Origin of the sequence: Paracoccus tegillarcae (genome assembly GCF_002847305.1) — a bacterium.
Classification (GTDB): domain Bacteria; phylum Pseudomonadota; class Alphaproteobacteria; order Rhodobacterales; family Rhodobacteraceae; genus Paracoccus; species Paracoccus tegillarcae.
Map to the genome: position 1 here is coordinate 1,712,416 of NZ_CP025408.1, position 26,744 is coordinate 1,739,159.

Genomic DNA, 26,744 nt, shown 5'->3' on the forward strand with positions numbered 1-26,744 from the left:
GGCAGGGTGTATAATTTGCGGATCTATTGATTTTGTTCCGTCTGCGCCCGAAGATTAAAGAGGTAACCCACATGTTCACGACTTCTCGCTTGCGTATTGGGTCGGTCGTCGCACTTACGCTGATGGCCCCCGCAGCCTTTGCTGGCGGTTATGTTGCGCCAGTCGTGCCCGGTCCCGTCATCGTCGCCCCCGAAGTACAAACGCAATCTTCCTGGGCGGGTGCCTATGGTGGTGTTGCGCTTGGCTATGCCTTCGGTTCCGACGACCGGGTCGGCGTCCGCGCACCGACCGGCGGCCCCGCGATCACACGCGATAGCGCCGATATCAGCGGTATCGATTACGGCGTGCAGCTTGGGTATCGCTGGCAAACGCAAATGAGCGGCCGTCAGATCGTGATTGGCCCTGAACTGTCCTATGAAAAATCCAGCGCCGACGCCTCATTCGACACCGATGGCGTGACCGCCACGTCCGAAATGGACACTTTCATGGCGCTGCGCGTGAAGGCCGGCGTCCTGACCGGGGCCGGTGATTCGATGATCTATGGCATCGCCGGTGTTGGTCGCGGCGATTTCAACTATACGGTCGTGGGCGATGGCATGGATTATGCCGGTAGCTACTCTGACAATGCCTGGATCCTGGGTCTGGGTGCAGAGCGTAAGGTTTCGGAACGCATGTCCGTGTTCGGGGAATGGGAATTCCGCGGCACTGGCAAGACGGCGCTGACCGACGATGCAGGTTATGTGACGCAGGCAACGCCTGAGCATCACCACCTGAAAGTCGGCGTCAACTTCAGCTTCTGATCGGTTGACGAAAATCCGATTGGGCCGGCCGCCGCAAGGGCGCGCCGGCCTTTTTCATGCCCGCAGCTTACGTCGCAGTGGGACCGGGATGGCGCGCGCCGCACAGGCCACCGCGATTCCTGTCGGCACCAAGCGCGCCAATGCCGGATCGTCGGCAATCAGCCCGCCCGTATAGGCGCCGAAGGCGGGCAGAATCAGGTGATCCGCACCGATCAGAAAGCACCGGCGCCGTTGCCCGGCCAGTCGAATGCAGGGATGAAAATGTCCTGATATGTCTGGCCCCGACGCCGCCTCGTGCCGCAATATCGGCCCGCAATCCCATTCGGGCACGCTGTCGCCGGGCAGGCGGGCATGGGCCGGTGCAGGGTCGTGATTGCCGCTGATCCACAGCCATGTCCGACCCGCCGCAAGATCTCGCAGGCGGTCGCACATCGGATCCGCCAGGCCTTGACCGGCGGCATCATCGTCGAAACCATCGCCCAGACTGACAACACGGGCAGGATCGGTCGCCGCAATCTCTGCCGACAACCGATCCAGCGTTGCCTGCGTTTCATAGGGCGGAAGCAATGGCCCGCCGCGCCGCGCCATGCGTTCGGACTTGCCCAGATGCAGGTCGGCAACGATCAGCCAGCGCCGTTCTGGCCACCACAGCGCGCCCGACGGGCGTGCGATCAGGCCCAGCCCCGCGAAGGTGAACGCGTATCCCGTCATGCCAATCCTGCCTCTGCCATCAGCGCCGCCGCCTCTGCCTCGGCCAGCCGTTCGCGGCCCTGACCCGCGATCGGAACCCGGCCCACCTCTAGCAGCAAGGGCGCGGCCAGCGGTGTGACGCGATCCAGCATCCGGTGATCATGTCGCGGCGAATGGTCCAGCATGTCCTCGATCCGGTCAAAATCCACAAGGCCCCGCCGCGCCTCATCCGCCGTGATCCGTAGCATCAGATGATCGGGGTCGTATTTGCGCAGCGTGTCATACAGGATGTCGCTGGAAAAGGTCGCCTGCCGCCCGGATTTACGTTTTCCGGGCAGGTTGCGGTGGATCAGCCCCGCCACCGTTGCGACATTGCGGAACGTGCGTTTCATCACCGCATTGCTGGCCAGCCAATCGCCCAGCCCAGCCCGCAGTCCGGCGCGATCCAGCAGCGGTACGGGGTCGCGCACCGGGTCCAGCGACCAGATCAGCAGCGCGTAGTCGGTGCTGAGGAAACCCAAAGGGCCAAGCCCGGCCTCTTCCATCATCCGCGTCATCAGCAGGCCAAGCGTCTGCAACGCATTCCGCCCGGCAAAGCCATACAGCGCGAAATGCCAGCGCCCCTGATGCGGAAAACTCTCGCTGACCAGCACGCCGGCGCGCGGCAGGGCACTGACCCTGGCCTGTAGCGCCAGCCAGTCGCCTGTGTCAGCGGGCAAAGCTGCGTGCCGTGTCGGATCGCCGATCAACGCCTGAACCCGATGTGAAAGCTGGGTCGAGGTCGCCAGCTTCAACCCCGAATAGACGGCGATCTTGGGCTGTCGGGTGGGCTGTTTCGTCACTTCGACGACCATCTCGCGCAGGCCTTCGTAGCGCACGGTCTGGCCGCCGATCAGAAAGGTATCGCCCGGTTCCAGTGATGCGGCAAAGGCCTCTTCGACCTCGCCAAGGGGCGTCCCGCCGCGTCCGCGCAGCCGCACCTTGAGCATCTCGGCGTCGACGATGGTGCCGATATTCATGCGCAGGTCGCGGGCGGCGCGTGGGTCGCGCAGCCGCCAGAGGCCATCGCGCAGCATCAGCCGCTGCCAGCGGTCATAGGCCCGCAGCGCGTAGCCGCCGGTCGCTGCGAAATCCAGACAGGCATCGAAATCGGATCGCGTCAGATCCGCATAAGGGCCGGCAGTGCGAACCTCGGCACAGAGTGCATCCGCATCGAATGGCCCGGCGCAGGCGGTCAACAGGATATGTTGGCACAGCACATCCAGGGGGCCGGTATTCTGCGGATCGCCGTCCAGATCGTGCTGGGCTACAGCCTCTAATGCTGCAACGCATTCGATCACTTCAAAGCGGTTTGCCGGCACGATACGGGCGCGGGATGGGGCGTTATAGCGATGGTTCGCCCGTCCTATTCGCTGGACCAGCCGCTTGACGTTCTTGGGCGCGCCCACCTGAATGACCAGATCGACCGCACCCCAATCTATGCCCAGATCAAGGCTGCCGGTTGCCACAACGGCGCGCAATTCGCCCGCCGCCATCGCAGCTTCGCACCGCTGTCGCGCCTCTTTCGCAAGGCTGCCGTGATGCAGGCCGATGGGCAGGTTGTCATCATTCGCCGCCCAGAGGGCCTGAAAGAACAGTTCGGCCTGCGCGCGGGTGTTTATGAAGATGATGGTGGTATTGGCCTGCCGCACCTGGGCCAAGACCTCGGGGATGGCGTAATGCCCGCCGCCGCCTGCCCATGGCGCGGGCGAGGCCGTGGGCAGCATGGCGATGTCGGGGTCGGGGCCGGGATCGGCCTGCAATACCGCAGCACCGCCCATATAGGCAGCCAGCGCCGGCGGGTTGTCGACCGTCGCTGACAAGCCGGTCACCGTCAGGCCGGGTGCCAGCGATCGCAGCCGGGTCAGCGCCAGCATCAGTTGATCGCCGCGCTTGTTTTCAGCCAGCGCATGCAGTTCATCCAACACCACCCGCCGCAATCCGCCAAAGATCGCCGGCGCCTGTTCATAAGACAGCATCAGCGCCAGCGATTCGGGCGTGGTCAGCAGAATATCGGGCGGATCGACGCGCTGCCGTGCCCGTTGCGCCGGACGGGTGTCACCGGTTCGATCCTCGATCCGAATGTCCAACCCGAGATCCGCGACCGGACCGGCGAGGTTGCGCGCGATATCGGCCGTCAATGCCTTCAGGGGCGAGACATAGAGCGTGTGCATGCCCCGATGTGGCCCCCCGGCCATGTCGACAAGGCTGGGCAGAAAACCGGCCATAGTCTTGCCGCCGCCCGTCGGTGCGATCAGCAGAGCGTCCTTTCGCGCAGCAAGCAGCGCCAGCTGATGAGGATGCGGCTGCCAGCCCTTGTTGGCAAACCAGTCCTGAAACTGCGGCGGCAGGATCATGGCGTTGTCCTGCCGGGCAGCGGCGACGTTGGCGTCTGATGGCAGGGTTTGAAACGAGGGCTATCGTTTTGAGCCAATCTTGAGTTTAGTGGTGAACTGGTCCGTCTGATTTCTTTCCACGGCAAAAGGCGATGAATGCCATGATGCGAATTCTTGCCCTGCTGACGCTTGCTTTGCTGATTTCGTGTGGTGGCCGCACCTATCAGCCGGAAGCCACGACCGGTAACGCGCCCCGCATTCTGATGATGGGCGATTCGCTGCTGGCCTGGAACAGGCTGCGCGGCGGTTCTGTCGCGCGGGCGCTGGCAACCAGATTGGGCGAGCCGGTAACCGACAAAAGCATTTCTGGCGCGACCTATGCAACCCGCGAAACAGGCGATGCAGAAAAGTCGGGCGGTATCGGGTCGCAATACAAACCCGGATCCTGGGATTGGGTGGTCATGAACGGCGGCGGTAACAATCTGCTGTTTGGCTGCGGCTGCGCTGGTTGCGCGGATGAGTTGAACCGTCTGATCTCGGCAGATGGCAGGGCGGGCGTCATACCCCAGACCGTGGCCCGGGCGCGGCGCGGCGGGGCGCAGGTGATCTATACGGGCTATCTGCGCTCGCCCGGTTTCACCTCGCCGGTCGAACATTGCGGCCCGATCGGTGATCAGCTGGACCAGCGCCTCGCCCTGATGGCCGCTCGCGATTCCGGGGTGCATTTTCTGCGGCTGGCCGATCTGGTGCGAAGGCCGGGGGACACCACGTATCACTTTATTGACGGCGTGCATCCGTCGCTGAAAGGCAGCGCCGCGATTGCGGACCGCCTGGCGGCGATCATCCAGCCCTAGGGGCCGCGCGGTCTGGGCGACCGGGATCTGTGTTGCTGGCATGAGGCGTGAGATTCGAACGGCGCGCATAGAGGGAATATGCGGAACATTTCGTGAAAATCAACGTGGGATACGCAGCGGACGAGCGTCGAAGATCGTCTCCATCGAGAAAACGCCGGTGACGCGTTCCAGATCCATGTCCCCGATCAGCGCCTTGTAGCAGCGGTCATATCCCTCCATCGAGGTCGTGACCAGTTTGGCCATGTAGTCCCATTCGCCGCCAATCCGGTGAAATTCGGTGATCTCGGGGATTGATTCGACGCGGGCGCGGAATTTTCGTGACCAGGAATCGTCGTGATGGCGGGTGCGGATCATCATGAAGACGGTCAGGGCCAATCCGACCCTTGCCGCATCCAGAACGGCGCGGCTACCCTGCAGGACGCCCGCCTCTGTCAACCGTTGCAGGCGTCGCCAGCAGGCATTCTGTGACAGGCCGATCCGCTCGGCCAATGCACGTTGCGACAGGCTGGCATCCTGTTGCAGTGCCGCAAGGATGTTGTGGTCGATTTCATCGAGTTTTATCTGGTAGTCGTTCATATGATCTATTTTATATGGATATTTATATGAAGAAGAAATCATTTATTGCTTCGGGGCGTGTCAATCTATCGGAAATGCAGAAAGTGGGCGCGATGGATATCTTTGATCGGTTTCGGATGGGAGTTGGTGGTCTGGACGACCTGCATCAGGGCATGATTGGCCGTGATGCCGTGATCGAGGGGACGTTCGGGCCGCGCAAGATGATCTATGCCGATTATGTCGCCTCTGGGCGGGCGCATCGGCAGGTCGAGGATTTTGTCATGACCGAGGTGCTGCCCTGGTATGCGAACAGCCATACCGAGGCCAGCCATTGCGGGTCCAGAATGACGCGGATGCGCCGTGCCGCGCGGGCCGAGATCCTGCGCTGCGTGAACGGTGGGGCAGAGCATGCGGCGATCTTTACCGGTTCCGGGGCGACATCTGGATTGAACCGATTGGTTCATCTGTTGGGTGTGGGATCGGGCTGGACCGTTCTGATCGGCCCTTATGAGCATCATTCGAACATCCTGCCCTGGCGCGAAAGCGGCGCGCGCGTGATCGAGATTGCCGAAGCTGCCGCGGGCGGGCCGGATATGAATTCGCTGCGCGTGGCACTCGCGGCGGCCAAAGGGCCGGTTCTGGGGTCATTTTCGGCCGCATCGAATGTCACCGGCGCGCTGACCGATGTGGCGGCAGTTACGGCGGCGCTGCAAGCGGGCGGCGCGAAAGTGGTCTGGGATTACGCCGGCGGCGCGCCCTATCTGCCCATCGATATGGGGCTGGGGATGGATGCGGTCGTGGTTTCGCCGCATAAGTTCATCGGCGGGCCGGGTGCGTCTGGGGTGATGATCGTCCGGCGCGATACGGTGGTTTCGGACCGGCCGAGCCTGCCCGGCGGCGGCACCGTGCGGTTCGTCAACGATACCGCGCATGATTATGCGCTGTCGGTCGAGGCGCGCGAGGAAAGCGGCACGCCCAATGTGATCGGGGATATTCGCGCCGCGCTGGTCTTTGCGTTGAAGGATGCCATCGGTCAATCAGTGATCGACGCCCGAAACGCCGACTGGATGGCGCGGGCCCAGCGTCTGCGCGGGCTGCCCGATCTGCACCTGCTGGGCAGTCGAACGGCCCCGCGGCTGCCCATCCTGTCATTTCGCATCGGGGACGGGCAGGGCGGCTACATCCATCAGCAACTGGCGACCCGGATGCTGTCGGATCTGTACGGCGTGCAGGCGCGGGGCGGTTGTGCCTGCGCCGGACCCTATGTGCATCGGCTGCTGGGTATCGGCCTGGCCGAATCAGAGCGGCTGCGCGAGGCGATCCTGAGCGGTGATGAGATCAGAAAGCCGGGCTTTGTCCGCCTGAACCTGTGCTGGGCCGCGCCCGAGGAAGAGGTCGAAGCGATTCTGGATGCCGTGGCTGACCTGGCGGTCAATGCGGCGCGCTATCTGGACAGCTATCAGGTCGATCCGGCAACGGCGATATTTTCGCCCGTCGCGGCCTGATCATTCGAGATCACCTTGATATTGCTTGGTCGCCGCCGGTGGATAGTGGCGCCGCACCTGCAGGTAGTCGCGCACCAATGCGGCCCGGCGGGGGCGAAAGCTGTCGCCGGTCACCTCGGCCGCGCTGATGCGATTGACGTGAAAGACGCGGTGATCCATGCGCAGCCGACAATGCGCCAGCAACATCAGCGAGCGTTCCGAATAGGACAGGCCAAGCGGCCAGATGACCCGCTGCGTCTGATCACCCTTCAGGTCTGTATAGGTGATCTGGATGGCCTGCTCTTGCCAGCAGGCGTCACGCAGCAACGCCAGTTCGATCTGCGCTGGAGCGCGTTCAGGCTGGTTGGAAAAGCTGTGCATGATGGCGTGCAGCGCCTGCTGCGACTGGCGCTCGGGCAGGGTGGCGATGATGCGGGCCAGGGCAGCTTGGCCGGCATCGGTAAGATCGTCATCGCCGATCCGGCCCAGGGATTGTACAGCCAGATGCAGGGCCTCGATTTCCAGACGTGAAAAGCTTTGCGGCGGCAAAGCCGGGTCTTCGGTCAGCGTATAGCCCAGCCCGGCTTCGCCATCGATCAGCGCCCCGCCGGCGCGCAAGGTGGCGATGTCGCGATACAGTTGGCGTGGCGAGACGCCGGTTTCCTCTGCCAGCCGCGCCGCAGTGACGGGCGGCGTCAGCCGTCTGAGCACATCCATCAACCGCATCAGCCGGTCGGTCCGGGCCATCCTGTCACCTTTTGTCAGCAGCGTGGGCGTAAACCATGCCCATCACAGGTATAGGAGACAAGTCGTGCTGACATTTTATCATTCGCCCAACAGCCGCTCGACCAGCGTTGCAGAACTGATCGACGAACTGGGAATCGCTGATCAGATCAAGACGGTCGAGGTTTCGATTCCGCGGCAGGACGGTTCAGGCGGCCCGGACGCGGCCAACCCACATCCCGAAAAGAAGGTGCCCTATCTGACCGATGGTGATGACTTCGTGCGTGAACGCGGGGCCATAATGTTGTACCTGACCGACCGTTTCGACAGCGCGCTGGGCCGGCCCGTGGGCGATCCGCAGCGCGGGCGGTATCTGTCCTGGCTGAGCTGGTATCAGGGCGTGTTTGAACCCGTCGCGATCCTGTCCTGGGCCGAGATCGATCACCCGGCCATCAAGGCCAGCCTGCGCGATTATGACACTGCGCTGCAGCGGCTGGACGAGGTGCTGTCAAAGCAGCCCTATCTGCTGGGCGATGACTTCAGCGCTGTTGATATGCTGTGTTCGGGGCCGTTTGCATGGTTCGGGGATCAGTTGCCCGCCACGCCGGCGGTCAAGGATTGGGTGGCGCGCTGCGTTGATCGCCCGGCCGCGAAACGCACGGCCGAGCGGGATGCGCAGGCAATGGCGGGCGCGACGGCTCAGGCCTGAAGCGCGCGATCCAGCAATGCCTTGATGTCCTTCTGGGCCGTGCCGGCAATGATGCGGCCCAGTTCCTGATCACCGCGCAGGACGATCAGCGTAGAGCGGCGCGGAACGTTCAGATCGGTGACGATCTGGCTGTCTTTCCATTCGTCCCAATCGACCGGCATGAAGGTGATGCCCGCGTCATAGGCGGGGTCTTCTTCGCGCAGTGCTTCGATCACCCGGCCCTGGGCAGCGCAGGTCGTGCACCAGCTTGCCTTGAAGTCCAGAAACACGGTCTGGCCATCGGCCAGCGCGGTTTGCAGCGCCTCGGGCGTATAGGCGACATCCTTGCCCATTCCGGCCATCGCGGGCAGGGGCGCTGCCAGCGATATGGCGGCAGTGGCGATCATGAAATCACGGCGGTTCATGGTGGAAACTCCTGTTGGTTAGATGGAAACGGAAAGGTCTTGCAGCCAGATGGGCAGGTTTTCGACCGCCCAGGTCTCGGCCCAATGCATCACGCCCGACAACATCGCGATGCCGACGGCGATGAAGACGATGCCCAGAAACGGGCGGGCCTTGATAGCCAATGCCTGGGCGCGGGCGCGGTTGCGCATCAGGAAATTGCGTGCGCCATAGGCCAGCGCGAGGATGATTGTCGACACGCCGGCGGCAAAGGCCAGCATGATCGTTGCGGCCCAGATCAGGCTTTCGCCCTGACTGGCCAGCGCAATGGCACCGCCGAGAGTGGGACCGATGCAAGGGCTCCAGGCGGCACCCAGCAACGCGCCGCCGGCTGCCTGTCCGGCCAGCCCTGCGCTTTGCGTCTGGTCGATGCGGCTGTCGGCGCGCATGGCCAGCCCGGCGGTCGCGGTCTGAAACACCGCGCCCATGCGCGGCAGCAACAGCGCGCTGCCGAACAGGATCATGCCATAGGCGGCGATGGTGGTCAGCGTATCCTGGGTCAACCCGATCGCGCGACCAAACGCCGCGACACCCACGCCGAAAATCACGAAAGAGGCGCTCATCCCGGCGGCCAGCGCGACCGGGCCAAGCCGGTGCTGCGAGGTGGCCGAGGCCAGCACGATCGGCAGAACCGGCAGCACGCAGGGGTTGATCAGCGTCAGAAGGCCGGCGAGATAGGCAAAGATCAGGGTCATGCAACGTCCTTATTTCCTGACAATTCGCACGATGTCACACTGCGTTACATCGTGTTCGATAACACCCGCGTGAGCAGGCTGCCGGGAATGGCTTGACAGGCGAAGGTCCGCGACGCTTAGATTTCGTCATAGTGAGGCGTAATGCGTACCAGTTCTGTATCCGTAAGATGGACCGGTTTGGTCGATCTGGACCGACAAATATTCGGTTTCCCCGACCGCACGTTCCTGCAACTCAGGCGAAAACTGCAGGCACTGCCGCAGCTTGGCTTGTCGAATGGACGGCTCTGCAGAGAATATCTGACCGAGGGATTGAGCGTTTGCTATATTCTCGCCCCGGACCGGGTCGGGACGCTGATCTGCATTGCCGGGATCAGACCGCCCGAAACCTTGTGGAACTGGACCGGAGCCGCGTATTGGGCGCAGCACACCATCAGCCTGATCGAGGCGATCAAGGATATGCCGCGCCAGCCCTGGGTCGCGCCCGTTCTGACTGGCGAGACCAGCGATGCCGGGATCAGTCTAAGTGACTATCGGCGCCGCTCGAACGAGGAACGCGAGGTGTTGCGCATGCGGGCACTGAATAACTGCCTGACCAACTATCTGGCGTTGGGGCAGCAGAACGGCACGGCGAGCACGAGAAAAGCGAGGGGGCAAAACTTTCCGGGCTTTCCCCCGAACGCCGCTGATCATTGAAGCGCGGGCTGCTCGGTCGACCCCACCGCGCGGAAAACCCTATGCGGAGAGGTCTTGAGACGTATCAGATACCGGCGTCGACAATCGCCCGCGCCAGAACCGGAACCGTGTCCTTGTTCAGCCCGGCGATGTTCAGCCGCGAATCGCCCACCATATAGATCGCCGCATCGGCTTTCAGCGCCTCGACCTGTTCGGGCGTGGCACCGAGGCGCGAGAACATGCCGCGATGGTTGGCGATGAAATCGAAACGGTCGCTGCCTGACAGATCGCGCAATTCGCCGGCCAGCTGCGTGCGCAGGCCCAGCATGGTGTTGCGCACCTCTTCCAGCTCGGCGGCCCAATCGGCGCGCAGTTCCGCGTCGGTCAGGATTGTTTCGACCACCCTCGCGCCGTGATCCGGTGGGAACGAAAAATTCTGCCGGTTCAGAAAGGCCATCGACCCCTGCGCCAGATCGCGCGCAGCCGTATCGGTGCCAAGCGCCATCAGGATGCCGGTGCGTTCGCGGTAGATGCCGAAATTCTTGGAGCAGGACGCGGCGATCAGCACTTCGGGTAGCCGCGAGGCCAGCATTCGCGTGGCGGCGGCGTCTTCCTGCAGACCGTCACCAAAGCCCTGATAGGCCAGATCGATCAGCGGCACGGCGCCGGATTTTTCCAGGATCTCGGCGACCTCGGTCCACTGATCCATGCTCAGATTCGCACCGGTCGGGTTGTGGCAGCAGCCGTGCAGCAGCACGATGTCACCTTTGCCCGCCTTGGCGATATCGGCCTTCATCCCGTCGAAATCGACGCCGCGTGTTTCGTTGTCGAAGTAACGGTATTGGGTAAAGGGCAGACCCATGAATTTCATGATCGACAGGTGGTTCGGCCAGGTCGGATCCGAGACATGCACGGTGACGTCCGGGTTGGCCAGCCGCGCCAGTTCCAGCCCCTGCCGAATGGCACCCGTACCGCCGACAGATGCCACGCTGGCCAGTCGGTCAGCCGGCACATCCTTCAGCACCATTTCCGCCATAGCCGCACGATATTCGGGCGTGCCGGCCAGCCCGGTATAGGCCTTGGTCGTCTGCTCATCCCAGATGCGCTGTTCGGCGGCCTTGACCGCGCGCATGACCGGGGTCACGCCCTGCGGGTCCTTGTAGACACCGACGCCAAGGTCGATCTTGCCCTGCCGGGTGTCGGCCTTGAACTCCTCGATCAGCATGAGGATCTTGTCGGGGTCTTGCGGTTTGAGGTTGGCTAGCATCGCCTAGGCGTCTCCGGTTGCGATTTTAAGGTCGTCAAAGCTGCCCCATTCGGTCCAGCTTCCATCGTATAGCGAATGATTGCGGTGCCCGATTCGTTCGAGAGCCAGCGACAGGATCGCCGCTGTCATGCCAGAGCCGCAGGTGGTGATCACCGGCTTGTCCAGATCGACCCCGGCCGCCTTGAACGCGTCGCGCAGGGCATCCGCTTGTTTCATCGTGCCATCTGCGTTGAACAATCCGCCAAAGGGCAGGTTCTTTGAGCCGGGAATATGGCCCGAGCGCAGGCCGGGGCGCGGTTCGGGCGCATCGCCGCGAAAGCGTTCTGGGCTGCGGGCATCGACGATCTCATGATCGCCCAGCTTCGAGGCCGCCGCGACCTGCGTGACATCGCGCACCAGCCCCGCCTGCCGCTGCACGGTGATATGGCGGTCGCGCATCATCGGCGGCATGTCCTCGACCTCGCGGCCTTCGGCATGCCATTTGGCAAAGCCGCCATCCAGCACCGCAACATCGGTCTTGCCCATCAGCCGCAAGGTCCACCAGACCCGTGCGGCGCTGTGAATATCGGAATTGTCATAGATGACAACCTGATGCCCGTCGCCGATACCCATGGCGCGCATCCGGCTGATGAACAGCTCGACCGGAGGTGCCATATGGGGCAGCGCGGACCGCTTGTCGGCGATTTCGTCGACGTCAAAGAAACGCGCACCGGGGATATGGGCGGCGTCATATTCGGCCTTTGCGTCGCGGCCCGTGGCCGGCATGTGACTGCTGGCGTCGATGACACGCAGATCGGGGTCGTTCAGGTGATCGGCCAGCCAGCCGGTAGAAACGAGCGTCTTGGGATCATCGGTCATCTTGCCCTCTCGACTGGATTGGACAGGTGTTAGCAAGAAATTGCAGGCGTTTGAATGGTGAAATCGCGTCAACGGCGCGCGAAGATGCCGGCCAGTGTGCCACGGCCCAATGCCCCCAGCTTTGCAAGCTTGCGATCTTCGGCGGCGAGGATGCCGGCGGTCTCGTATCCCAGCCGTGCCAGCGCCAGCATGGCGAATGACGGATAGCGCCAGCCCCAACGCTTTGCCAGCAAAGCAGTATTGCGACCGATCTGGCGGCGGCGATCCGGCGAATGGCCGCCGGTTTGAAAGGTGCGACCAAGGGCGCGCCATTCGCGGCGCTGCCCGATTGCGTGATCAAAAACATGCGCCCCCGCGACCCAGATCGACAGGTTTTCGGCGGCGGCGCGCAGGGCCATTTCCGTATCGACGTGATCGACGCCCAGCCCTTCGTCAAAGGCCCCCAGCCGCGCCAGAGCCGCCCGGCGCCAGATCGTCATCGAGTTGATCGCCATGGTCGTTTGACGGATGTCAGCAAATTCACGCGGCAAATGCTCCACGCGCCAGCGCCCCTGCAGCACCGCTGGCCGGCCCCGCAGGCCCGTTGCGCGATCGCGATAAATGGGTGCGACGGCGGCCACATCACTGCGCGCCAGCAGTGCCGCCACCTGAGGGTCGGCCAGCAATTCCGGCAGAACCGTTGCATCGCTGTCCTGATCGACGAAAACGACCAGATCGGTCCCTCCGCCAAGATGTTCCAGCGCGCGGTTATAGGCGCCCGCCAGCCCGCCTCTGTTGCCGTTGGCAATGCTGTCGGCGCCTGCAATCCTCGGGGTGGGCATGTCGGGGGTGTTTTCGACCACGACGACGCGCTGGGCCACGCGTGACAGTTGATCGACCAGCCCGCCGATGCGGCTGCCGCCCTCACCAAAGGTCACGATGACGGCGGCCAGGGACTGCGTCACCAACTCAGCCCTGCTTCAGCAGCCGCTGCTTTTGACGGTTCCAGTCGCGCTTGGCGCTGGTCTCGCGCTTGTCAGCGACCTTCTTGCCCTTGGCCACGCCGATTTTCACCTTCACCAGACCGCGATGGTTGAAATACATCACCAGCGGCACCAGCGTCATGCCTTCGCGCCCCGTTGCCTGCCACAGCCGCGCCAATTCCTTGCGGCTGACCAGCAGCTTGCGCTTGCGCCGCTCGTCATGGCCGAACACACCGGCATTGTTCAGGGCCCCGATGTAGCTGTTGATCAGCCACAATTCGCCCTGCTCGATGCTGGCATAGGATTCGGCGATATTGGTCTGGCCCGTGCGCAGCGATTTCACTTCGGACCCGGTCAGCATGATGCCGCATTCCAGATCGTTTTCGATGAAATAATCGAAACGCGCCCGCCGGTTTTCGGCGATCACCTTATAGTTCTTGTTTTCCGGTTCCTTGGCCATCCGCGTCAGATAGGCTTGCGGCGTCAGCCTGTAAAGGGATGGCGCTGGACGATTGAGGTTGTTCGCCTGCCTGGGCAAGTGCTTTAAGAGTGCGGGAAAGGGGTGCCAGATGTTGATGCAGATCGGTTTGGGGGCGTTGCTGCTGGTCATCACAACGGTGACCGCCGGGGCCGCGGCCCTACCGATGATGCGCTTTTTCCGCTTGCGCAATGCCTGGCTCAGCCGCGAACCGCATGATCTCAAGCTGGTCCTTGCCATGATCCTGGCCAGCTTGTGGATGCTGTTCATCATCACCGCCAGCGTCACCATCTGGGCCACGGGTTTTCGCCTGCTGGGTCTGTTCGACACGATGGAGCAGTCGGTCTATTTCAGCCTGACCGTCTTTACGACGCTGGGCTTTGGTGATGTCCTGTTGCCGCAACAGTGGCGCATTCTCGGTGTCATCGCCGCGGTCAACGGATTGCTGAACGTGGGCGTCCTGACCGCGATCCTGATCGAGACGCTGCGCAATATCCGCCGCAGGCAAATGCGTGACCACAAGGAGCCAAGATGAAACCGGGACGCCGCAACCTGATTACCGATGTCGAGGGGCTGCGGGTCGGCAATGCCGATGATGGCGCGCTACGCTCGGGCGTTACGGTGCTGACGGGTGATGCACCCTTTGCGGCGGCGGTGCATGTCATGGGCGGCGCGCCGGGCACGCGAGAGACGGAATTGCTGGCACCTGACAAGATGGTCGGGGGGGTCGATGCGCTGGTGCTGTCTGGCGGCAGTGCCTTTGGACTGGCGGCCTGTGACGGGGCGATGCAGGCGCTGCGCGCGGCGGGGCGCGGCTTTGCCATCGGACCGGCGCGGGTGCCGATCGTGCCGGGGGCCATCGTGTTCGACTTGCTCAACGGTGGCGACAAGGATTGGCAGGTCAATCCCTATTCCGCGCTTGGCCAACTGGCCTGCGAGGGCGCCGGTGCAGAATTCGCCACAGGCAGTCATGGCGCGGGCTTTGGCGCGATGACGGGGCGTCTCAAGGGCGGACTGGGTTCGGCCTCGGCGCGGCTGGATGCGGGCTATACCGTCGGGGCGCTGGTTGTCGTGAATGCGCTTGGGTCGGCCACCATGGGCGAGGGGCCGCATTTCTGGGCAGCCCCGTGGGAGATGGCCGGCGAATTCGGCGGGCTGGGTCTGCCGCGTGATCTGCCCCCATTGGACGAGCCCCGGCCCGGCAAGCGGCTGGGCGAGGCCACCACCATCGCCATCATCGCCACCGACGCGGCGCTGGACAAGGCTGGCCTGCAACGGTTGGCGATTGCGGCACATGACGGCATGGCGCGCGCGCTGGTGCCCAGCCACACGCCCTTTGACGGCGATCTGGTCTTTGCGGTGTCGACCGGGGCGAAACCGATGGCCGACCCCGAAACGGACCCGTTCCTGCTGGGCCATGTCGCGGCCACCACGCTGGCCCGTGCCATCGCGCGCGGCGTCCACGCGGCCCGCCCTGCCGCCGGGGATCTGCAACTTTGCTGGCAGGATCTGGCGGCGCGGGCAGACGGTCGTTCAGAATGAGAGAAGGGCGGAACCGTTAGGTCCCGCCCCGAGAGATCGCCAAGAGGGATAAACCTAGCGATTACAGCCAAACGAAACTGCGCCCGCTCTGGTTCAACGGAACCGGTGATTTCACGATGATACAGCCGCGATCCTGTCGCGATACCCGGCAAAAACAGGCTATTTTCATCAATCACGTTTTTGGCAACGCCGGATCTGATGGGGCTATTGCCTTTTGGTGCTGCGGAACCGCCCTTGCCGCTTTGACAAGGGCGCGGCGGCGGACCATCCTCAGGCCAAACCAATCGAGGGCTTCGATATGAACAAGCACAGCACTGATCTGAAAACGCAACTGGCGGACCCGTCACTTCTGGAGACCCGCGCCTATGTCGCGGGCGAGTGGGTCGATGCAAAGGATGGCAAGACCTTTCCGGTCACCAATCCGGCCCGTGGCGACGTGATCTGCGAGGTGGCGGACCTGTCGCGCGCCGAGGTGGCCAGTGCCATCGAAGCAGCCCATGCCGCGATGAAGGACTGGGCCGCGCGAACCGCCAAGGAACGCGCCAATATCATGCGCAAATGGTTCGATCTGATGATGGAAAATCAGGACGATCTGGGCCGCATTCTGACCGCCGAGCAGGGCAAGCCGCTGGCCGAGGCCAAGGGCGAGATCGCCTATGGCGCGTCCTTCATCGAATGGTTCGGTGAAGAGGCCAAGCGGATCTACGGCGAAACCATCCCCGGTCACATGCCCGACAAGCGCCTGACGGTGATCCGCCAGCCCATCGGTGTCGCGACCTCGATCACGCCCTGGAACTTTCCCAACGCCATGATCACCCGCAAATGCGGTCCGGCACTGGCGGCGGGATGTGGTTTTGTCGCCCGTCCTGCGGCGGAAACGCCGTTATCGGCGCTGGCGCTGGCTGTGCTGGGTGAACGCGCGGGTCTGCCCAAGGGGATCTTCAGCGTCGTGACCTCGTCGCGGTCCTCTGAGGTGGGCAAGGAGTTCTGCGAAAACCCGCTGGTGCGTAAACTGACCTTTACCGGCTCGACCGAGGTGGGCCGCATCCTGCTGCGTCAGGCCGCCGATCAGGTGCTGAAATGCAGCATGGAACTGGGTGGAAACGCGCCCTTCATCGTCTTTGATGACGCCGATCTGGATGCTGCGGTCGAGGGCGCTATGGCGTCGAAATTCCGCAATAACGGTCAGACATGCGTCTGTGCCAACCGCATCTATGTGCAGGCGGGCGTCTATGATGCCTTTGCCGAAAAGCTGGCGGCGGCGGTGGACAAGCTGCGCGTCGGCGACGGGATGGAGGATGGCGTGACCACGGGCCCGTTGATCAACGAGGATGCGGTCGACAAGATCGAAGAGCACATCAAGGACGTGGTCGATGGCGGTGGCAAGGTGGTGACCGGCGGCAAGCGCGGAGAGGGTCTGTTTTTTGAGCCCACGGTTGTCACCGGCGTCACCGACGACATGAAAGTGTCAACCGAAGAGACCTTTGGCCCGCTGGCGCCGCTGTTCCGGTTCGAGACCGAAGAAGAGGCCGTCGAAAAAGCCAACAACACCATCTTTGGCCTCGCCAGCTATTTCTACGCCCGCGACATCGGCCGGATCACCCGCGTTCAGGAAGCGCTGGAATATGGCATCGTCGGTGTCAATACCGGCATCATCTCGACCGAGGTCGCGCCCTTTGGCGGGGTCAAGCAATCTGGGCTTGGCCGCGAGGGGTCGCGCCACGGGATCGAAGACTACCTCGAAATGAAATATATCTGTCTGTCGATCTAAGGAGTTGTCATGACCCAGAAAGTTGCCCTTTTCACCGCCGCCGGCAGCGGCATGGGCGCGGCCGCCGTGCGCCGCCTGGCCGCCGACGGTTTCGCCGTCGCCGTCTTGTCATCCTCGGGCAAGGGCGAGGCGCTTGGTCAGGAACTGGGCGGGTTCGGCGTCACCGGTTCGAACCTTGATCCCGAGGCGCTGCAAAAGCTTGTCGATGGCGCGATGGATCGCTGGGGCCGCGTCGATGTGCTGGTCAACAGCGCCGGCCATGGCCCGCGCGATACCGTGCTGGAGATCAGCGACGACGACTGGCACACCGGCATGGAAGTTTATTTCATGTCCGCCATTCGCCCCACGCGGCTGGTGACGCCGATCATGCAAAAGCAGGGTGGAGGCGCGATCATCAATATCTCGACCTTCGCGGCCTTTGAGCCTGACCCGACATTTCCGACCTCGGGCGTGTTTCGGGCGGGTCTGGCGGCGTTTTCAAAGCTGTTCGCGGATCGTTATGCCGCCGATAATATCCGCATGAACAACGTCTTGCCCGGTTTCATCGACAGTCTGCCTGAAACCGAAGAGCGCCGCGACCGCATCCCCATGGGGCGCTATGGGCATCCCGAAGAAATCGCAGCCACAATCGCGTTTCTTGCCTCTGAAGGAGCGGGCTATATCACGGGTCAAAATCTGCGGGTTGATGGCGGAATCACCCGATCTGTCTGAACAATGGAACAATTCCGCCCATAGCGAAGTTTTGTGCAAAAGAAATATAGGAGAGACTAATGGAAGGTTTTGGCTGGATCTTGACGATCATCCTCGGTGCGATCGCTGGTTGGATCGCCGAACGGGTGATGAAAGGCGAGCATAGCCTGGTGATGAACATCATCCTGGGTATCGTGGGTGCGCTGGTTGGTAACTGGCTGTTCCGGTTGCTGTTCGACACGACCGCAGGTGGCGTATTCGGCCAGCTGATCGTCGCGGTCATCGGTGCCTGCATCCTGATCTGGCTGGGTCGGTTGCTGCGTAGCCGCACCTGACGCATCTTCGGATCGATCAATAAAAAAGCCCGCCGCGAAGGTTTCGCGGCGGGCTTTCGTTTCAAGAAGCCTGTGATCAGCTCCAGATGTCCTTGTTCACACCCGGCGCAAGTTCCGGATGCTTGGAGATATGAAACTTGGGTTCCTTGCCCTGTTTGCGCTGAGCCAGGTAATCCTTGGTGACATAGGTGATCGTGCCCGATAGCAGCACGATGGCGATCAGGTTGATCGTAGCCATCAGACCCATGCTTGCATCGGCAAAGTTGAACACCGTTGCCACCGACTGGATCGCACCCCAGATCACCATCGCCAGCGCAGCCACGCGCAACACCATGATGCCGGTATTGCCGCCGCCCAGAAACACGATGGCATTCTCGGCATAGGAATAGTTCCCGATGATCGAGGTGAAGGCGAAGAAGAAGATCGCGATGGCGATGAAGATATGGCCGAAGCCGCCAAAATGATCGCCCAACGCGGCCTGCGTCAGCGCCACGCCGGTCAGTTCATCCGATGGCATCACATCTGCCAGAAGGATCAGCACAGCCGTTGCCGTACAGACAAGCAGCGTGTCGATGAACACACCCAATGCCTGAACAAAGCCCTGCGATGACGGGTGGTGCGGGTTGGGCACCGCCACTGCCGCGATGTTCGGGGCCGACCCCATGCCGGCCTCGTTCGAAAAGAGACCGCGCTTGATCCCGTTCAGCGCGGCTGCGACCACACCGCCGGCAACGCCGCCCACGGTTTCCTGCAGGCCGAACGCAGACTTGACGATCCCGGCCAGAATGCCCGGCACCAGCCCGATATTCATCACCATCACGATGATCGCCGCCAGCAGATACAGCCCGGCCATCACCGGCACGACCTTTTCTGCCACCCGCGCGATTTGCGGGATGCCGCCAAAGATGATCACCGCGGCCAATGCCGCGACCAGCACACCCACGATGGCCTTGTTGATGCCAAAGGCGCCCTCGACCGCCTCGGCGATGGAATTGGCCTGCACGGCGTTGAAGATCAGGCCGAAGGAAATGATCAGCGCGACCGAGAAAACCGCAGCCAGCCATGGTTGCCCCAAGCCGCGTGCGATGTAATAGGCCGGGCCGCCGCGATACATGCCGTTGGGGCCATGTACCTTGTACAGCTGCGCCAGCGTCGATTCGGCATAGGCCGTGGCCATGCCCACCAGCGCCACCATCCACATCCAGAAGATCGCGCCCGGCCCGCCCAGTGTCAGTGCGACGGCGACGCCGGCGATGTTGCCGGTGCCGACGCGGCTGGCCAGCGAGACGGTCAGCGCCTGAAACGGCGAGATCCCGTCCTTGTCGGTCTCGCCCGAGCCGCGCACGGTGCGCCACATTTCCTTGAAATGGACGAACTGGATAAAGCCCAGTCTGACAGTAAAATACAGCCCGACGGCCAGCAGGCCGTAGATCAGGATGTAGCCCCAGAAGATCGTATTCAGAAAATCAATAATCGCGTTCATGGCTTGTCCCCCGCCACTGTTTCACCTTTGGAGTGTGTAACAGCTTTGTGAGGTGCGCAAGGCGGCCGTCCTGCTGGCGATGCAGTTGTTCAGCGAGGCTCGACGTTCAGCCAGACGCCGCCATGCGGGCGCAGGGTCAGGATCACGCGCGGTTCTGGCTGACGGCCCGGAATCGCGGTGAAACGAAAACGCGCAAGCAGCGTCGACAGGATGATCACGCATTCCTGCAATGCAAAGCTGGCGCCGATGCAGATGCGTGGCCCGCCGCCAAAGGGCAGGAACGCAAAACGATCCGGCGGCGTCAGAAAACGGTCCGGGTCAAACGCATCGGGGTTGTCCCACAGCATGTGGTGCCGGTGCATCGCATAGATCGGCATCATGATCGTATCGCGCGGCAGGATCTCTCGGCCGCATAGCTCGTCATGCGCCAGCGCCGTACGCGCCAGAAACGAGCCGGGCGGATAAAGGCGCAGCGTTTCGTGCACGACCCGGTCAATATAGGGCAGGTTGACGACATCAGCGGCGGTCGCGGTCCGGTCGCCCAGGACCGATTGCGCCTCGGCGGCGGCGCGTTCCTGAACCGCAGGATCAAAGCTGCACAGATACAAGGCCCATGCCAGGGTCAGCGCCGTCGTCTCGTGCCCGGCCACGATAAAGGCCAGCAGGTTATCGCGCAGCTCGGTATGGGTCATCTTGCGCTGCGTTTCGGGGTCCTGCGCCTCTAGCAGCAGATCCAGCAGGTCGGGCGGCCCGTGTTGTTCCGCGGCGGCGGCGCGGTCAGCGATGGCCTGATTGGCCTGACGTTTCATCCGGCGCAGGCTGGCATTGGCAATGATCCGGCCCGGGCGCGGGATCCAGCTGGGCGCACCCACCACATCCAACAGCGACGTCTTGGCCGCGCTTTCGATATAGCCGTTGACCGCATCATGCACGACCTTGCGGTCCAGCCCGCCCTCGCCCGAAAAGGTGACATCCGCGATCACCTCAAAGGTCGCGGCCACGGTTTCTTCAAGGATATCGACCGGTCCTGTGGCCTTGGCCAGACGGCGGGACGAGGCCTCGGCGGCGGCGGTCATGACCACGCCAAGTGCCGTGACATGGCGCTGCGCAAAGACCGGGGCCGCTGCGCGGCGCTGCCAGCGCCAATGCGCGCCCTCGGTTCCGAACAGGCTGTCACCCACGGCAGGTTTCAGGATCAGCTTGGTAATGTCCGATTTCGGATAATCGTCCAGTTTGTCCTTCAGCACCCGGCGCATCGCCTCGGGGGCCATGACCATGTGCCAGCGCACCCCGGTCTTGCCGGATATCATCAGCTGCCTTGTGGCGATCTCGGGGACGATGTTCAGCAGACTGCGCCGCGCGGCAACGGCGGTGCCAAAGATACCCAAAGGCTCGCGCAGCAGCGGCGCGCGGGCGGGCAGGGCGGTGCTTGTCTGAGGCTGAGGCGCGTCAATTTCTGCGGCGTGGGTCATTGGCGCACGATAGCTGCGTAACCGGGCGGCGACAATGCGTCAGCATGTCGTTTAGCGACCTTTGGCTTAACATCTGACGGCGGGCTGCACATCATCTGCAATCTGCATCTGACGGCGGCGGCTACAGCCCGGAATCGGTCAGCACCTGCTGGATCACCGGGGCAAGGCGCTCGGCCCAGTCCTGCTGGCCCGGCGCGTCGGCGATCAGGTCGTTGCGGACCTCGATCAGCACGTTGGGCCGCCCTGGCCGCAGGCTGTGACGGTCTATCGAATCGCCGTTCAGGTAATCGGCATAGGGCTGGTTGTCGCCGGTGATCCATCCCTCTTGCCGGCAAGCCTCGATCAGCAGATGCGCCAGCCTGGCCTCGTGCCAGGGATAAAGAACCGCGATCTCCCACGGGCGCGCGGCGCGGCCCCGCAATTGCGGGGTAAAGCTGTGGATGGCGCAGATGGCACGGTCGGGCCGGCGCGCGGCCAGCGCCTCGTAGGCGTCATGATAAGGGCGGTACAGCCGCTCGATTCGGCGCTGCTTTTCATCGGCATCGGCATGGCGATTCGCCGGGATGATGGTGCCGTCATACAGCCGCATCAGCAGGGTCGGGTCATCTTCGCCCCGGTTCGGGTCAATAACGAGACGCGAAAAATTCGACAGGATCGCCGGTGCGTCCAGACGTTCGGCCAGCGCCGTGGCCAGCCCCGCCGCGCCTACATCATAGGCGATATGGCGGGCCATATCTGACGTAGCAATGCCCAGATCACCGCCATTGACCCAACGTGGCACGTTGTTGGTCGCGTGATCGCAGGTGATCAGCCAGCGCGAGGGCCGATCCTCGCCGATTGTCGTGAATGGGTTATCGTTCATCGTGTCTACTCTGCCCCAGTACCAGCGTTTATTCGACCCGTGCGCCAAGTGCCAGTTGCCGCTGCGTCGCGCATCGGGCATAGCTAGCGCAAACATGAAGGAGGCGATTGCAGATGAGACGGCACCGCAAGGTCAAGATCGTGGCAACCCTTGGACCAGTCTCGAGTGATGAGGCGATGATCCGCAAGCTGTTCGAGGCAGGGGCCGACGTGTTCCGCCTGAACATGAGCCATGGCAGCCACGAAGATCACCGCGCGCGTCATACCGTGATCCGCAAGATCGAGGCCGATACAGGTCGCCCGATTGCGATTCTGGCGGATTTGCAGGGACCCAAGCTGCGCGTCGGCACCTTTGCAAAGGGCCCGGTCGACCTGGCCGACGGTCAGCGGTTCCGCTTTGACCTGGATACCGCCGAAGGCGACGCCAATCGCGTGCAATTGCCCCACCCCGAGATCTTTGCGGCTCTGGCGCCCGGCTCTGAACTGTTGGTCAATGACGGCAAGATCCGCCTTTCGGTTGATGACTGCGGCAAGGATTTTGCCGATTGCACGGTGACCGCAGGCGGCGAGATTTCCGACCGCAAGGGCGTGAACGTGCCTGATGTGGTGCTGCCACTGGCGGCGCTGTCGCAAAAGGACAAGGCCGATCTGGAGTTTGCCTGCGAATTGGGCGTCGATTGGCTGGCGCTGTCTTTCGTGCAGCGCGCCGAGGATGTCGAAGAGGCGAAGCACCTTGCCAAGGGCCGCGCCGCGGTCCTGTCCAAGATCGAGAAACCCGCTGCCGTGCGTGCCTTTGACAGCATTCTGGCCGTGTCCGACGGGATCATGGTGGCGCGTGGCGATCTGGGCGTGGAACTGCCCGCCCATGCCGTGCCGCCGATCCAGAAACGACTGGTCCGCGCCTGCCGCACCGCCGCCAAGCCGGTGATCGTGGCCACGCAAATGCTGGAATCGATGATCGAAAGCCCGATCCCCACACGCGCCGAGGTCAGCGACGTCGCCACCGCCATCTATGAAGGCACCGATGCGGTGATGTTGTCAGCCGAAAGCGCCGCAGGTGATTTCCCGGTCGAGGCGGTGACCACCATGGACAGCGTTGCGCGCTCGGTCGAGGCAGATCCCACTTACCGCGAACTGATCGAGGCGACGCGTCAGGCCAAGCGTCATTCCGTTGCCGATGGCATCGTGACCGCCGCGCGCGAGATCGCGGAAACCACCGATATCGCGGCGATCTGCGCCTTTACGCAGTCAGGCACAACGGTCAGCCTTGTTGCCCGTGAACGCCCCCGCGTACCGATTCTGGCGATGACGCCGGTCGAGACCGTGCTGCGGCGGCTGTGTCTGACCTGGGGGACGCATTGCGTCATGACCCCGCGTCTGCAGCGCTTTAAAGAGGCGGTCGTGCAATCGGCCAAGGCAGCGCGTGATGGCGGCTTTGCCGACGAGACGCGGCAGATCGTGGTCATGGCGGGTGTGCCCTTCAATGTGCCGGGCACGACGAATATCCTGCGCATCGCGCCATGTGACGAGCGCTTGATCTATAGCACCGATCCGGAATAACCCGGTCACTGACACTTAATATCGGGTTTCTCACATGTCAGATTTTCTGCTGCTGGGCGGCATCGCCCTTTGCATCCTGTCGGTCATCTATGCGGTGATCCAGCTCATGCGGGTTCAGCCGCCGCGCGCTGCGGTCATCATGCTGATCCTTGGCATCGTCGCGATGTTCGCGGGCGCCTATCTCAGCCCGCAGCCTTTTACGGTCGAGGAAATTCCCGCGGCCTGGTCGCGCCTGACCGGTGGCGGCGGCGTTTAACCCTTGCAATACAGGCTGCGCCCCCGTATAGGGCGCGCTTCCACCCGCGTGGCCGGCCGATATGGCATTGCCGAGTCGCGCGTTTACTCTGATGAAGGAGACGAAAATGCCGAAGATGAAGACCAAAGCTGCCGCCAAAAAGCGGTTCTCGTTCACGGCCTCGGGGAAAGTGAAATCTTCTCAGGCTGGCAAGCGCCACGGCATGATCAAGCGCACGACGAAGTTCATTCGTGATGCGCGCGGCACCACCGTCCTTTGCGACGCGGATGCCAAGATCGTCAAAAAATACATGCCCTATAACCGCTGATCCGAGGACTGAAACATGGCACGAGTTAAATCCGGCAAGGTTACCCACGCCCGCCACAAGAAGGTTCTTGACGCGGCAAAAGGGTATTACGGCAACCGTTCGCGCAACTTCCGCACCGCGACGCAGGCTGTCGACAAAGCCAACCAATACGCCACCCGCGACCGCAAGAACCGCAAGCGCAACTTCCGCGCGCTGTGGATCCAGCGTATCAACGCTGCCGTTCGCGCGATTGATGCTGACCTGACCTATTCGCGTTTCATCAACCTGCTGTCGAAAGCCGGCATCGAGGTTGACCGCAAGGTTCTGGCCGATCTGGCCGTTCACGAGCCCGAAGCATTCGGTGCGATCGTGGAAAAGGCGAAAGCCGCCGCCTGATCACGGCAAGCCCCAAATACAAAAAAGGCCCGCCATTCCGGCGGGCCTTTTTCTTTGGGCTGCTCTGTGCCGCGCTAATCGTGGTCGTGGTCGTGGTCGTGGTCGTGGTCGTGGTCGTGGTCGTGGCCGTCGCCTCGATCCCCGTGAACCGCAAAGGCCTCCAGTTCGGCGTCCTGCGCCTCGATGAACCGATATTCCTCGGCCACGCCGGCCTCGGTCAGGCGGCGGGCGACGGTCAGGACGGTGTTGGGTGCATGATCGGCGCACAGATCGGCCATCTGGCTCAGTTCTTCGGCGGCAACGGGCAGCGCGGCCTGAACTGACGGCGCGCCGTAATGGCTGACGAAATGTTCGGCCAGCGCGCGTTTCAGCGCCTCGTATTCGGTGGCCTCGATCCGGACCACGGCGACAAAGGTCACCCGACCAAAACTTTCCAGTCCCAGCCAGCCGTTGGCGAATGCCTGCCGCGCCTTGCCTGTCAGATCGGCCTCGGACCAGTTGGAAAACTCGAACCCGCCCGAGACCGCCCATTCGCCGGTCACGGCGGGGCGGTGAAAGATGCGGCTGTCGCTTTCGTCGAAATGCACGGCGCGGGCCAGTTGCATATCAGTCCTCCAACAATGAGGTCAGGGGCGTCAGGACGGTCTGATCGCCCCGTTTGTCCAGCCGCCCGAAATTCTCGTCCACGCCGACAAAGCTGTCCTCGCCCAGCCCCTTGCACAGGCCCTGCCATTCGCGCGCCAGCGCCGCGCGGCCCTGTTTGTCGTCCAGATCGCCCAGCCAGAACATGCTGTGCCGACCCCATGCCCCGACGATATCGACCGGCGCCAGCGTGACGCCCTCGGCATATAGCGTGGTGTGATCGGGCGTTGTACCACCCTCTAGTCCCGGTGGCGGCACCAGCGGCAGCGACCAGCCGATGATCAGCCAGTCGGGCGCCAACGCCGGATCGCGCCCCGAGGCCGTGGCCCTGAAGCCACCGCAGCGCGCGTCATTGACCCAAAGCGTGCCGTCCCAGCCAAACTGGATACCAACCTCGCTGGGGCCAAGACTGCCCAACGCGTTCTGCATCCCGACCATCACGGCGGGCAGCGCCGCCATGGCCCGGCCCAGTGGCATGTCGGGCGCCAGCACGATCGCGGCCTCGGCGGTGTCGGACAGGGCACGCCACGGCACCAGCCCGCCATCCACACCGTCTGCGGCTGCCTGCCGGGCGACCTCGAACGGGTCATCCACGCAAAGCAGCCCTTGCATCATCGGAGGCAGGTCAGGGTTCATGCGAGGTCGGTCGCGATCAGCTTGCGCGCCAGCTCGCGAAAGGCCTGCGCCTGCGGGCTGTCAGCCGCGCTGACCACCACCGGCGCACCGCCATCACCTGCGGTCCGGATCGACAGGTGCAGCGGAATTTCGGCCAGCAGCGGCACGCCCATCTTTTCGGCCTCGGCCTTTACCCCGCCATCGCCAAAGATATGTTCGCGCGCGCCACAGGTCGAACAGACATGCACCGACATGTTCTCGATCAGACCATGGATCGGCACGTTCAGCTTGTTGAACATGTCGATCCCCTTGCGGGCGTCGATCAGCGCAATGTCCTGCGGGGTCGAGACGATGACCGCCCCGTCCACCTTGACCTTTTGCGCCAGCGTCATCTGCACATCGCCCGTGCCGGGCGGCAGGTCGACGATCAGCACGTCCAGCGCACCCCATTGCACCTGAAACAGCATTTGCTGCAACGCACCCATCAGCATCGGGCCGCGCCAGACGACGGCCTCGTCCTCGGCGGTCAGCAGCCCCAGCGACATCAGCGTGACGCCGTGATTGCGCAGCGGCAGGATGGTCTTGCCATCGGGGCTGGCAGGTCGCCCGCTGACGCCCAGCATCCGGGGTTGCGAGGGGCCGTAGACATCGGCGTCCAACAGCCCGACCCGGCGACCCTCGGCCGCCAGCGCGGTGGCCAGATTGGCGGCAACGGTGGATTTACCGACGCCGCCCTTGCCCGAGGCAATCGCGATCAGTCGTTTCACGCCGGGGATCGGTTCCGGGCCCTGCTGGGCCGGTTTGGCGGCGGGTTTCAGATCGGGCGGCGCCTTGTTGCTATGCGCCGTCATGACGATAGAGACGTTTTCGACGCCGGGCAGCCCGCGCAGGCGATCCTCGGCCTGCGCCTGCACCGCCTGCATCTGCGGGGCGGTGGCGGGGTCGATTTCCATCACGAAACGCACCCTGCCGGCATCGACCGACAGGGCGCGCACCAGACCGGCTGTCACCATATCCTGCCCGCTGACGGGATCAGAGATGTCCTTCAGGGCCGCAAGAACGGCCTCACGCGTCAGACTCACGCGTCGGGTCCCGCGATCTCACCGGTGACGACATGTTCCAGTTCCAGCCCGTCGATGGTCAGCACCACCTTGGCCTTGTAGGGGCCTGACTGGCCGCTGCCGCGTACCGCGTCCTCGATCGCCTTTTGCGAGGTCACACCGACCTGCTTGAGGAACTTGCGCATTGACATGTTGAAAGCATCATCCATTT

The 26,744-nt window shown here is 63.2% G+C and carries 31 protein-coding genes; 14 read left to right on the forward strand and 17 right to left on the reverse strand.

Annotated features, from left to right (window positions below):
- Window positions 1-71: 71 nt before the first annotated feature.
- Window positions 72-800 (forward strand): outer membrane protein, encoded by a 729-nt coding sequence (locus CUV01_RS08425; protein WP_101460082.1) that lies wholly within the window; start codon window positions 72-74, stop codon window positions 798-800.
- A 54-nt stretch (window positions 801-854) separates the two neighbouring features.
- Here the strand turns inward: CUV01_RS08425 and pdeM are convergent, their stop codons facing one another.
- Together pdeM and CUV01_RS08435 are read right to left on the reverse strand one after the other, a co-directional pair.
- On the reverse strand, window positions 855-1,511 hold the full coding sequence (gene pdeM, locus CUV01_RS08430; protein WP_101460083.1) for a ligase-associated DNA damage response endonuclease PdeM: 657 nt from the start codon (window positions 1,509-1,511) through the stop codon (window positions 855-857).
- Complete coding sequence (locus CUV01_RS08435) at window positions 1,508-3,886, reverse strand: ligase-associated DNA damage response DEXH box helicase (protein WP_101460084.1); 2,379 nt, start codon at window positions 3,884-3,886, stop codon at window positions 1,508-1,510. The genes pdeM and CUV01_RS08435 overlap by 4 nt, the downstream gene beginning before the upstream one ends.
- 140 nt (window positions 3,887-4,026) lie before the next feature.
- Here CUV01_RS08435 and CUV01_RS08440 point away from each other — a divergent pair, with 140 nt between their 5' ends.
- A complete protein-coding gene (locus CUV01_RS08440; RefSeq protein WP_232962640.1) occupies window positions 4,027-4,719 on the forward strand; it encodes an SGNH/GDSL hydrolase family protein in 693 nt (230 codons plus the stop codon).
- 99 nt (window positions 4,720-4,818) lie between these two features.
- Here the strand turns inward: CUV01_RS08440 and CUV01_RS08445 are convergent, their stop codons facing one another.
- Window positions 4,819-5,295 carry an Lrp/AsnC family transcriptional regulator gene (locus tag CUV01_RS08445; RefSeq protein ID WP_101460086.1) on the reverse strand — a complete coding sequence of 159 codons (477 nt, stop codon included), beginning with the start codon at window positions 5,293-5,295 and terminating at the stop codon, window positions 4,819-4,821.
- 92 nt (window positions 5,296-5,387) lie between these two features.
- Here CUV01_RS08445 and CUV01_RS08450 point away from each other — a divergent pair, with 92 nt between their 5' ends.
- Entirely contained in the window at window positions 5,388-6,779 is a 1,392-nt protein-coding gene (locus CUV01_RS08450) for an aminotransferase class V-fold PLP-dependent enzyme (RefSeq protein ID WP_232962642.1), read from the forward strand.
- Here CUV01_RS08450 and CUV01_RS08455 read toward each other — a convergent pair whose 3' ends face one another.
- The gene (locus CUV01_RS08455; protein ID WP_101460087.1) at window positions 6,780-7,505 is read right to left on the reverse strand and encodes a helix-turn-helix transcriptional regulator; all 726 of its coding nucleotides are present in this window, start codon (window positions 7,503-7,505) and stop codon (window positions 6,780-6,782) included.
- A 64-nt stretch (window positions 7,506-7,569) separates the two neighbouring features.
- On the opposite strand from CUV01_RS08455, the gene CUV01_RS08460 reads away from it, so the two are divergent.
- Window positions 7,570-8,190 carry a glutathione S-transferase family protein gene (locus CUV01_RS08460; protein WP_101460088.1) on the forward strand — a complete coding sequence of 207 codons (621 nt, stop codon included), beginning with the start codon at window positions 7,570-7,572 and terminating at the stop codon, window positions 8,188-8,190.
- Here the strand turns inward: CUV01_RS08460 and CUV01_RS08465 are convergent.
- Complete coding sequence (locus CUV01_RS08465) at window positions 8,181-8,594, reverse strand: thioredoxin family protein (protein WP_101460089.1); 414 nt, start codon at window positions 8,592-8,594, stop codon at window positions 8,181-8,183. The genes CUV01_RS08460 and CUV01_RS08465 overlap by 10 nt on opposite strands.
- Window positions 8,595-8,612: 18 nt before the next feature.
- Entirely contained in the window at window positions 8,613-9,326 is a 714-nt protein-coding gene (locus CUV01_RS08470) for a cytochrome c biogenesis CcdA family protein (RefSeq protein WP_101460090.1), read from the reverse strand.
- A gap of 141 nt (window positions 9,327-9,467) precedes the next feature.
- On the opposite strand from CUV01_RS08470, the gene CUV01_RS08475 reads away from it, so the two are divergent.
- Window positions 9,468-10,019, forward strand: coding sequence for a hypothetical protein (locus CUV01_RS08475; RefSeq protein ID WP_157994819.1), 552 nt, complete (start codon window positions 9,468-9,470; stop codon window positions 10,017-10,019).
- A gap of 64 nt (window positions 10,020-10,083) precedes the next feature.
- Here CUV01_RS08475 and CUV01_RS08480 read toward each other — a convergent pair whose 3' ends face one another.
- The 4 genes from CUV01_RS08480 to smpB form a co-directional block, all read right to left on the reverse strand.
- A complete protein-coding gene (locus tag CUV01_RS08480) occupies window positions 10,084-11,265 on the reverse strand; it encodes an amino acid aminotransferase (RefSeq protein WP_101460092.1) in 1,182 nt (393 codons plus the stop codon).
- A gap of 3 nt (window positions 11,266-11,268) precedes the next feature.
- Window positions 11,269-12,123 (reverse strand): 3-mercaptopyruvate sulfurtransferase, encoded by an 855-nt coding sequence (gene sseA / locus CUV01_RS08485; protein ID WP_101460093.1) that lies wholly within the window; start codon window positions 12,121-12,123, stop codon window positions 11,269-11,271.
- Between the two features lie 68 nt (window positions 12,124-12,191).
- The gene (locus tag CUV01_RS08490) at window positions 12,192-13,067 is read right to left on the reverse strand and encodes a glycosyltransferase (protein WP_157994820.1); all 876 of its coding nucleotides are present in this window, start codon (window positions 13,065-13,067) and stop codon (window positions 12,192-12,194) included.
- Window positions 13,068-13,071: 4 nt separating this feature from the next.
- Window positions 13,072-13,545 carry an SsrA-binding protein SmpB gene (gene smpB, locus CUV01_RS08495; protein ID WP_101460095.1) on the reverse strand — a complete coding sequence of 158 codons (474 nt, stop codon included), beginning with the start codon at window positions 13,543-13,545 and terminating at the stop codon, window positions 13,072-13,074.
- A gap of 109 nt (window positions 13,546-13,654) precedes the next feature.
- Between smpB and CUV01_RS08500 the strand changes: the two genes are divergently transcribed.
- From CUV01_RS08500 to CUV01_RS08520, 5 genes are all read left to right on the forward strand, one after another.
- The gene (locus CUV01_RS08500) at window positions 13,655-14,098 is read left to right on the forward strand and encodes a potassium channel family protein (protein ID WP_232962644.1); all 444 of its coding nucleotides are present in this window, start codon (window positions 13,655-13,657) and stop codon (window positions 14,096-14,098) included.
- Window positions 14,095-15,105 carry a P1 family peptidase gene (locus CUV01_RS08505; RefSeq protein ID WP_101460096.1) on the forward strand — a complete coding sequence of 337 codons (1,011 nt, stop codon included), beginning with the start codon at window positions 14,095-14,097 and terminating at the stop codon, window positions 15,103-15,105. The genes CUV01_RS08500 and CUV01_RS08505 overlap by 4 nt, the downstream gene beginning before the upstream one ends.
- 298 nt (window positions 15,106-15,403) lie before the next feature.
- A complete protein-coding gene (locus CUV01_RS08510) occupies window positions 15,404-16,876 on the forward strand; it encodes an NAD-dependent succinate-semialdehyde dehydrogenase (RefSeq protein ID WP_101461964.1) in 1,473 nt (490 codons plus the stop codon).
- A gap of 9 nt (window positions 16,877-16,885) precedes the next feature.
- A complete protein-coding gene (locus tag CUV01_RS08515; protein WP_101460097.1) occupies window positions 16,886-17,587 on the forward strand; it encodes an SDR family oxidoreductase in 702 nt (233 codons plus the stop codon).
- A 59-nt stretch (window positions 17,588-17,646) separates the two neighbouring features.
- A complete protein-coding gene (locus CUV01_RS08520; RefSeq protein WP_101460098.1) occupies window positions 17,647-17,901 on the forward strand; it encodes a GlsB/YeaQ/YmgE family stress response membrane protein in 255 nt (84 codons plus the stop codon).
- 76 nt (window positions 17,902-17,977) lie between these two features.
- Here CUV01_RS08520 and CUV01_RS08525 read toward each other — a convergent pair whose 3' ends face one another.
- From CUV01_RS08525 to CUV01_RS08535, 3 genes are all read right to left on the reverse strand, one after another.
- Complete coding sequence (locus CUV01_RS08525) at window positions 17,978-19,384, reverse strand: alanine/glycine:cation symporter family protein (protein WP_101460099.1); 1,407 nt, start codon at window positions 19,382-19,384, stop codon at window positions 17,978-17,980.
- An 89-nt stretch (window positions 19,385-19,473) separates the two neighbouring features.
- Window positions 19,474-20,856 (reverse strand): cytochrome P450, encoded by a 1,383-nt coding sequence (locus CUV01_RS08530; RefSeq protein ID WP_101460100.1) that lies wholly within the window; start codon window positions 20,854-20,856, stop codon window positions 19,474-19,476.
- Window positions 20,857-20,977: 121 nt separating this feature from the next.
- Window positions 20,978-21,718 (reverse strand): N-formylglutamate amidohydrolase, encoded by a 741-nt coding sequence (locus CUV01_RS08535; protein ID WP_101460101.1) that lies wholly within the window; start codon window positions 21,716-21,718, stop codon window positions 20,978-20,980.
- Between the two features lie 113 nt (window positions 21,719-21,831).
- On the opposite strand from CUV01_RS08535, the gene pyk reads away from it, so the two are divergent.
- The 4 genes from pyk to rplT all read left to right on the forward strand — a co-directional run bounded on the left by pyk (window position 21,832) and on the right by rplT (window position 24,215).
- Window positions 21,832-23,277: a pyruvate kinase gene (pyk, locus tag CUV01_RS08540; RefSeq protein ID WP_101460102.1), complete on the forward strand. Its 1,446-nt coding sequence runs from the start codon at window positions 21,832-21,834 to the stop codon at window positions 23,275-23,277.
- Window positions 23,278-23,311: 34 nt separating this feature from the next.
- The gene (locus CUV01_RS08545) at window positions 23,312-23,533 is read left to right on the forward strand and encodes a hypothetical protein (protein ID WP_101460103.1); all 222 of its coding nucleotides are present in this window, start codon (window positions 23,312-23,314) and stop codon (window positions 23,531-23,533) included.
- A 106-nt stretch (window positions 23,534-23,639) separates the two neighbouring features.
- Window positions 23,640-23,840 (forward strand): 50S ribosomal protein L35, encoded by a 201-nt coding sequence (gene rpmI / locus CUV01_RS08550; RefSeq protein ID WP_101461965.1) that lies wholly within the window; start codon window positions 23,640-23,642, stop codon window positions 23,838-23,840.
- A gap of 15 nt (window positions 23,841-23,855) precedes the next feature.
- A complete protein-coding gene (rplT, locus tag CUV01_RS08555) occupies window positions 23,856-24,215 on the forward strand; it encodes a 50S ribosomal protein L20 (protein WP_101460104.1) in 360 nt (119 codons plus the stop codon).
- Between the two features lie 74 nt (window positions 24,216-24,289).
- On the opposite strand, the gene CUV01_RS08560 is transcribed toward rplT, so the two are convergent.
- From CUV01_RS08560 to CUV01_RS08575, 4 genes are read right to left on the reverse strand one after another with little or no spacing between them, the layout of a single operon-like run.
- A complete protein-coding gene (locus CUV01_RS08560; RefSeq protein ID WP_101460105.1) occupies window positions 24,290-24,820 on the reverse strand; it encodes a DUF6505 family protein in 531 nt (176 codons plus the stop codon).
- A 1-nt stretch (window position 24,821) separates the two neighbouring features.
- On the reverse strand, window positions 24,822-25,493 hold the full coding sequence (locus tag CUV01_RS08565; protein ID WP_101460106.1) for a biotin/lipoate--protein ligase family protein: 672 nt from the start codon (window positions 25,491-25,493) through the stop codon (window positions 24,822-24,824).
- Window positions 25,490-26,554, reverse strand: a complete 1,065-nt coding sequence (gene apbC, locus CUV01_RS08570) for an iron-sulfur cluster carrier protein ApbC (RefSeq protein WP_101460107.1) — start codon at window positions 26,552-26,554, stop codon at window positions 25,490-25,492. The genes CUV01_RS08565 and apbC overlap by 4 nt, the downstream gene beginning before the upstream one ends.
- Window positions 26,551-26,742, reverse strand: coding sequence for a DUF6494 family protein (locus CUV01_RS08575; protein WP_101460108.1), 192 nt, complete (start codon window positions 26,740-26,742; stop codon window positions 26,551-26,553). The genes apbC and CUV01_RS08575 overlap by 4 nt, the downstream gene beginning before the upstream one ends.
- Window positions 26,743-26,744 lie beyond the last annotated feature (2 nt).

Coding starts and splice junctions, on each gene's coding strand:
- CUV01_RS08535 (WP_101460101.1), bottom strand. CDS start 21,718: ATGAACGATAACCCATTCACGACAATCGGCGAGGATCGGCCCTCGCGC.
- CUV01_RS08545 (WP_101460103.1), top strand. CDS start 23,312: ATGTCAGATTTTCTGCTGCTGGGCGGCATCGCCCTTTGCATCCTGTCG.
- CUV01_RS08425 (WP_101460082.1), top strand. CDS start 72: ATGTTCACGACTTCTCGCTTGCGTATTGGGTCGGTCGTCGCACTTACG.
- CUV01_RS08435 (WP_101460084.1), bottom strand. CDS start 3,886: ATGATCCTGCCGCCGCAGTTTCAGGACTGGTTTGCCAACAAGGGCTGG.
- rplT (WP_101460104.1), top strand. CDS start 23,856: ATGGCACGAGTTAAATCCGGCAAGGTTACCCACGCCCGCCACAAGAAG.
- CUV01_RS08560 (WP_101460105.1), bottom strand. CDS start 24,820: ATGCAACTGGCCCGCGCCGTGCATTTCGACGAAAGCGACAGCCGCATC.
- pdeM (WP_101460083.1), bottom strand. CDS start 1,511: ATGACGGGATACGCGTTCACCTTCGCGGGGCTGGGCCTGATCGCACGC.
- sseA (WP_101460093.1), bottom strand. CDS start 12,123: ATGACCGATGATCCCAAGACGCTCGTTTCTACCGGCTGGCTGGCCGAT.
- CUV01_RS08465 (WP_101460089.1), bottom strand. CDS start 8,594: ATGAACCGCCGTGATTTCATGATCGCCACTGCCGCCATATCGCTGGCA.
- smpB (WP_101460095.1), bottom strand. CDS start 13,545: ATGGCCAAGGAACCGGAAAACAAGAACTATAAGGTGATCGCCGAAAAC.
- pyk (WP_101460102.1), top strand. CDS start 21,832: ATGAGACGGCACCGCAAGGTCAAGATCGTGGCAACCCTTGGACCAGTC.
- CUV01_RS08505 (WP_101460096.1), top strand. CDS start 14,095: ATGAAACCGGGACGCCGCAACCTGATTACCGATGTCGAGGGGCTGCGG.
- CUV01_RS08530 (WP_101460100.1), bottom strand. CDS start 20,856: ATGACCCACGCCGCAGAAATTGACGCGCCTCAGCCTCAGACAAGCACC.
- CUV01_RS08500 (WP_232962644.1), top strand. CDS start 13,655: ATGTTGATGCAGATCGGTTTGGGGGCGTTGCTGCTGGTCATCACAACG.
- CUV01_RS08565 (WP_101460106.1), bottom strand. CDS start 25,493: ATGAACCCTGACCTGCCTCCGATGATGCAAGGGCTGCTTTGCGTGGAT.
- CUV01_RS08470 (WP_101460090.1), bottom strand. CDS start 9,326: ATGACCCTGATCTTTGCCTATCTCGCCGGCCTTCTGACGCTGATCAAC.
- CUV01_RS08480 (WP_101460092.1), bottom strand. CDS start 11,265: ATGCTAGCCAACCTCAAACCGCAAGACCCCGACAAGATCCTCATGCTG.
- rpmI (WP_101461965.1), top strand. CDS start 23,640: ATGCCGAAGATGAAGACCAAAGCTGCCGCCAAAAAGCGGTTCTCGTTC.
- CUV01_RS08575 (WP_101460108.1), bottom strand. CDS start 26,742: ATGGATGATGCTTTCAACATGTCAATGCGCAAGTTCCTCAAGCAGGTC.
- CUV01_RS08445 (WP_101460086.1), bottom strand. CDS start 5,295: ATGAACGACTACCAGATAAAACTCGATGAAATCGACCACAACATCCTT.
- CUV01_RS08510 (WP_101461964.1), top strand. CDS start 15,404: ATGAACAAGCACAGCACTGATCTGAAAACGCAACTGGCGGACCCGTCA.
- CUV01_RS08475 (WP_157994819.1), top strand. CDS start 9,468: ATGCGTACCAGTTCTGTATCCGTAAGATGGACCGGTTTGGTCGATCTG.
- CUV01_RS08520 (WP_101460098.1), top strand. CDS start 17,647: ATGGAAGGTTTTGGCTGGATCTTGACGATCATCCTCGGTGCGATCGCT.
- CUV01_RS08440 (WP_232962640.1), top strand. CDS start 4,027: ATGATGCGAATTCTTGCCCTGCTGACGCTTGCTTTGCTGATTTCGTGT.
- CUV01_RS08515 (WP_101460097.1), top strand. CDS start 16,886: ATGACCCAGAAAGTTGCCCTTTTCACCGCCGCCGGCAGCGGCATGGGC.
- CUV01_RS08450 (WP_232962642.1), top strand. CDS start 5,388: ATGGATATCTTTGATCGGTTTCGGATGGGAGTTGGTGGTCTGGACGAC.
- CUV01_RS08455 (WP_101460087.1), bottom strand. CDS start 7,505: ATGGCCCGGACCGACCGGCTGATGCGGTTGATGGATGTGCTCAGACGG.
- CUV01_RS08525 (WP_101460099.1), bottom strand. CDS start 19,384: ATGAACGCGATTATTGATTTTCTGAATACGATCTTCTGGGGCTACATC.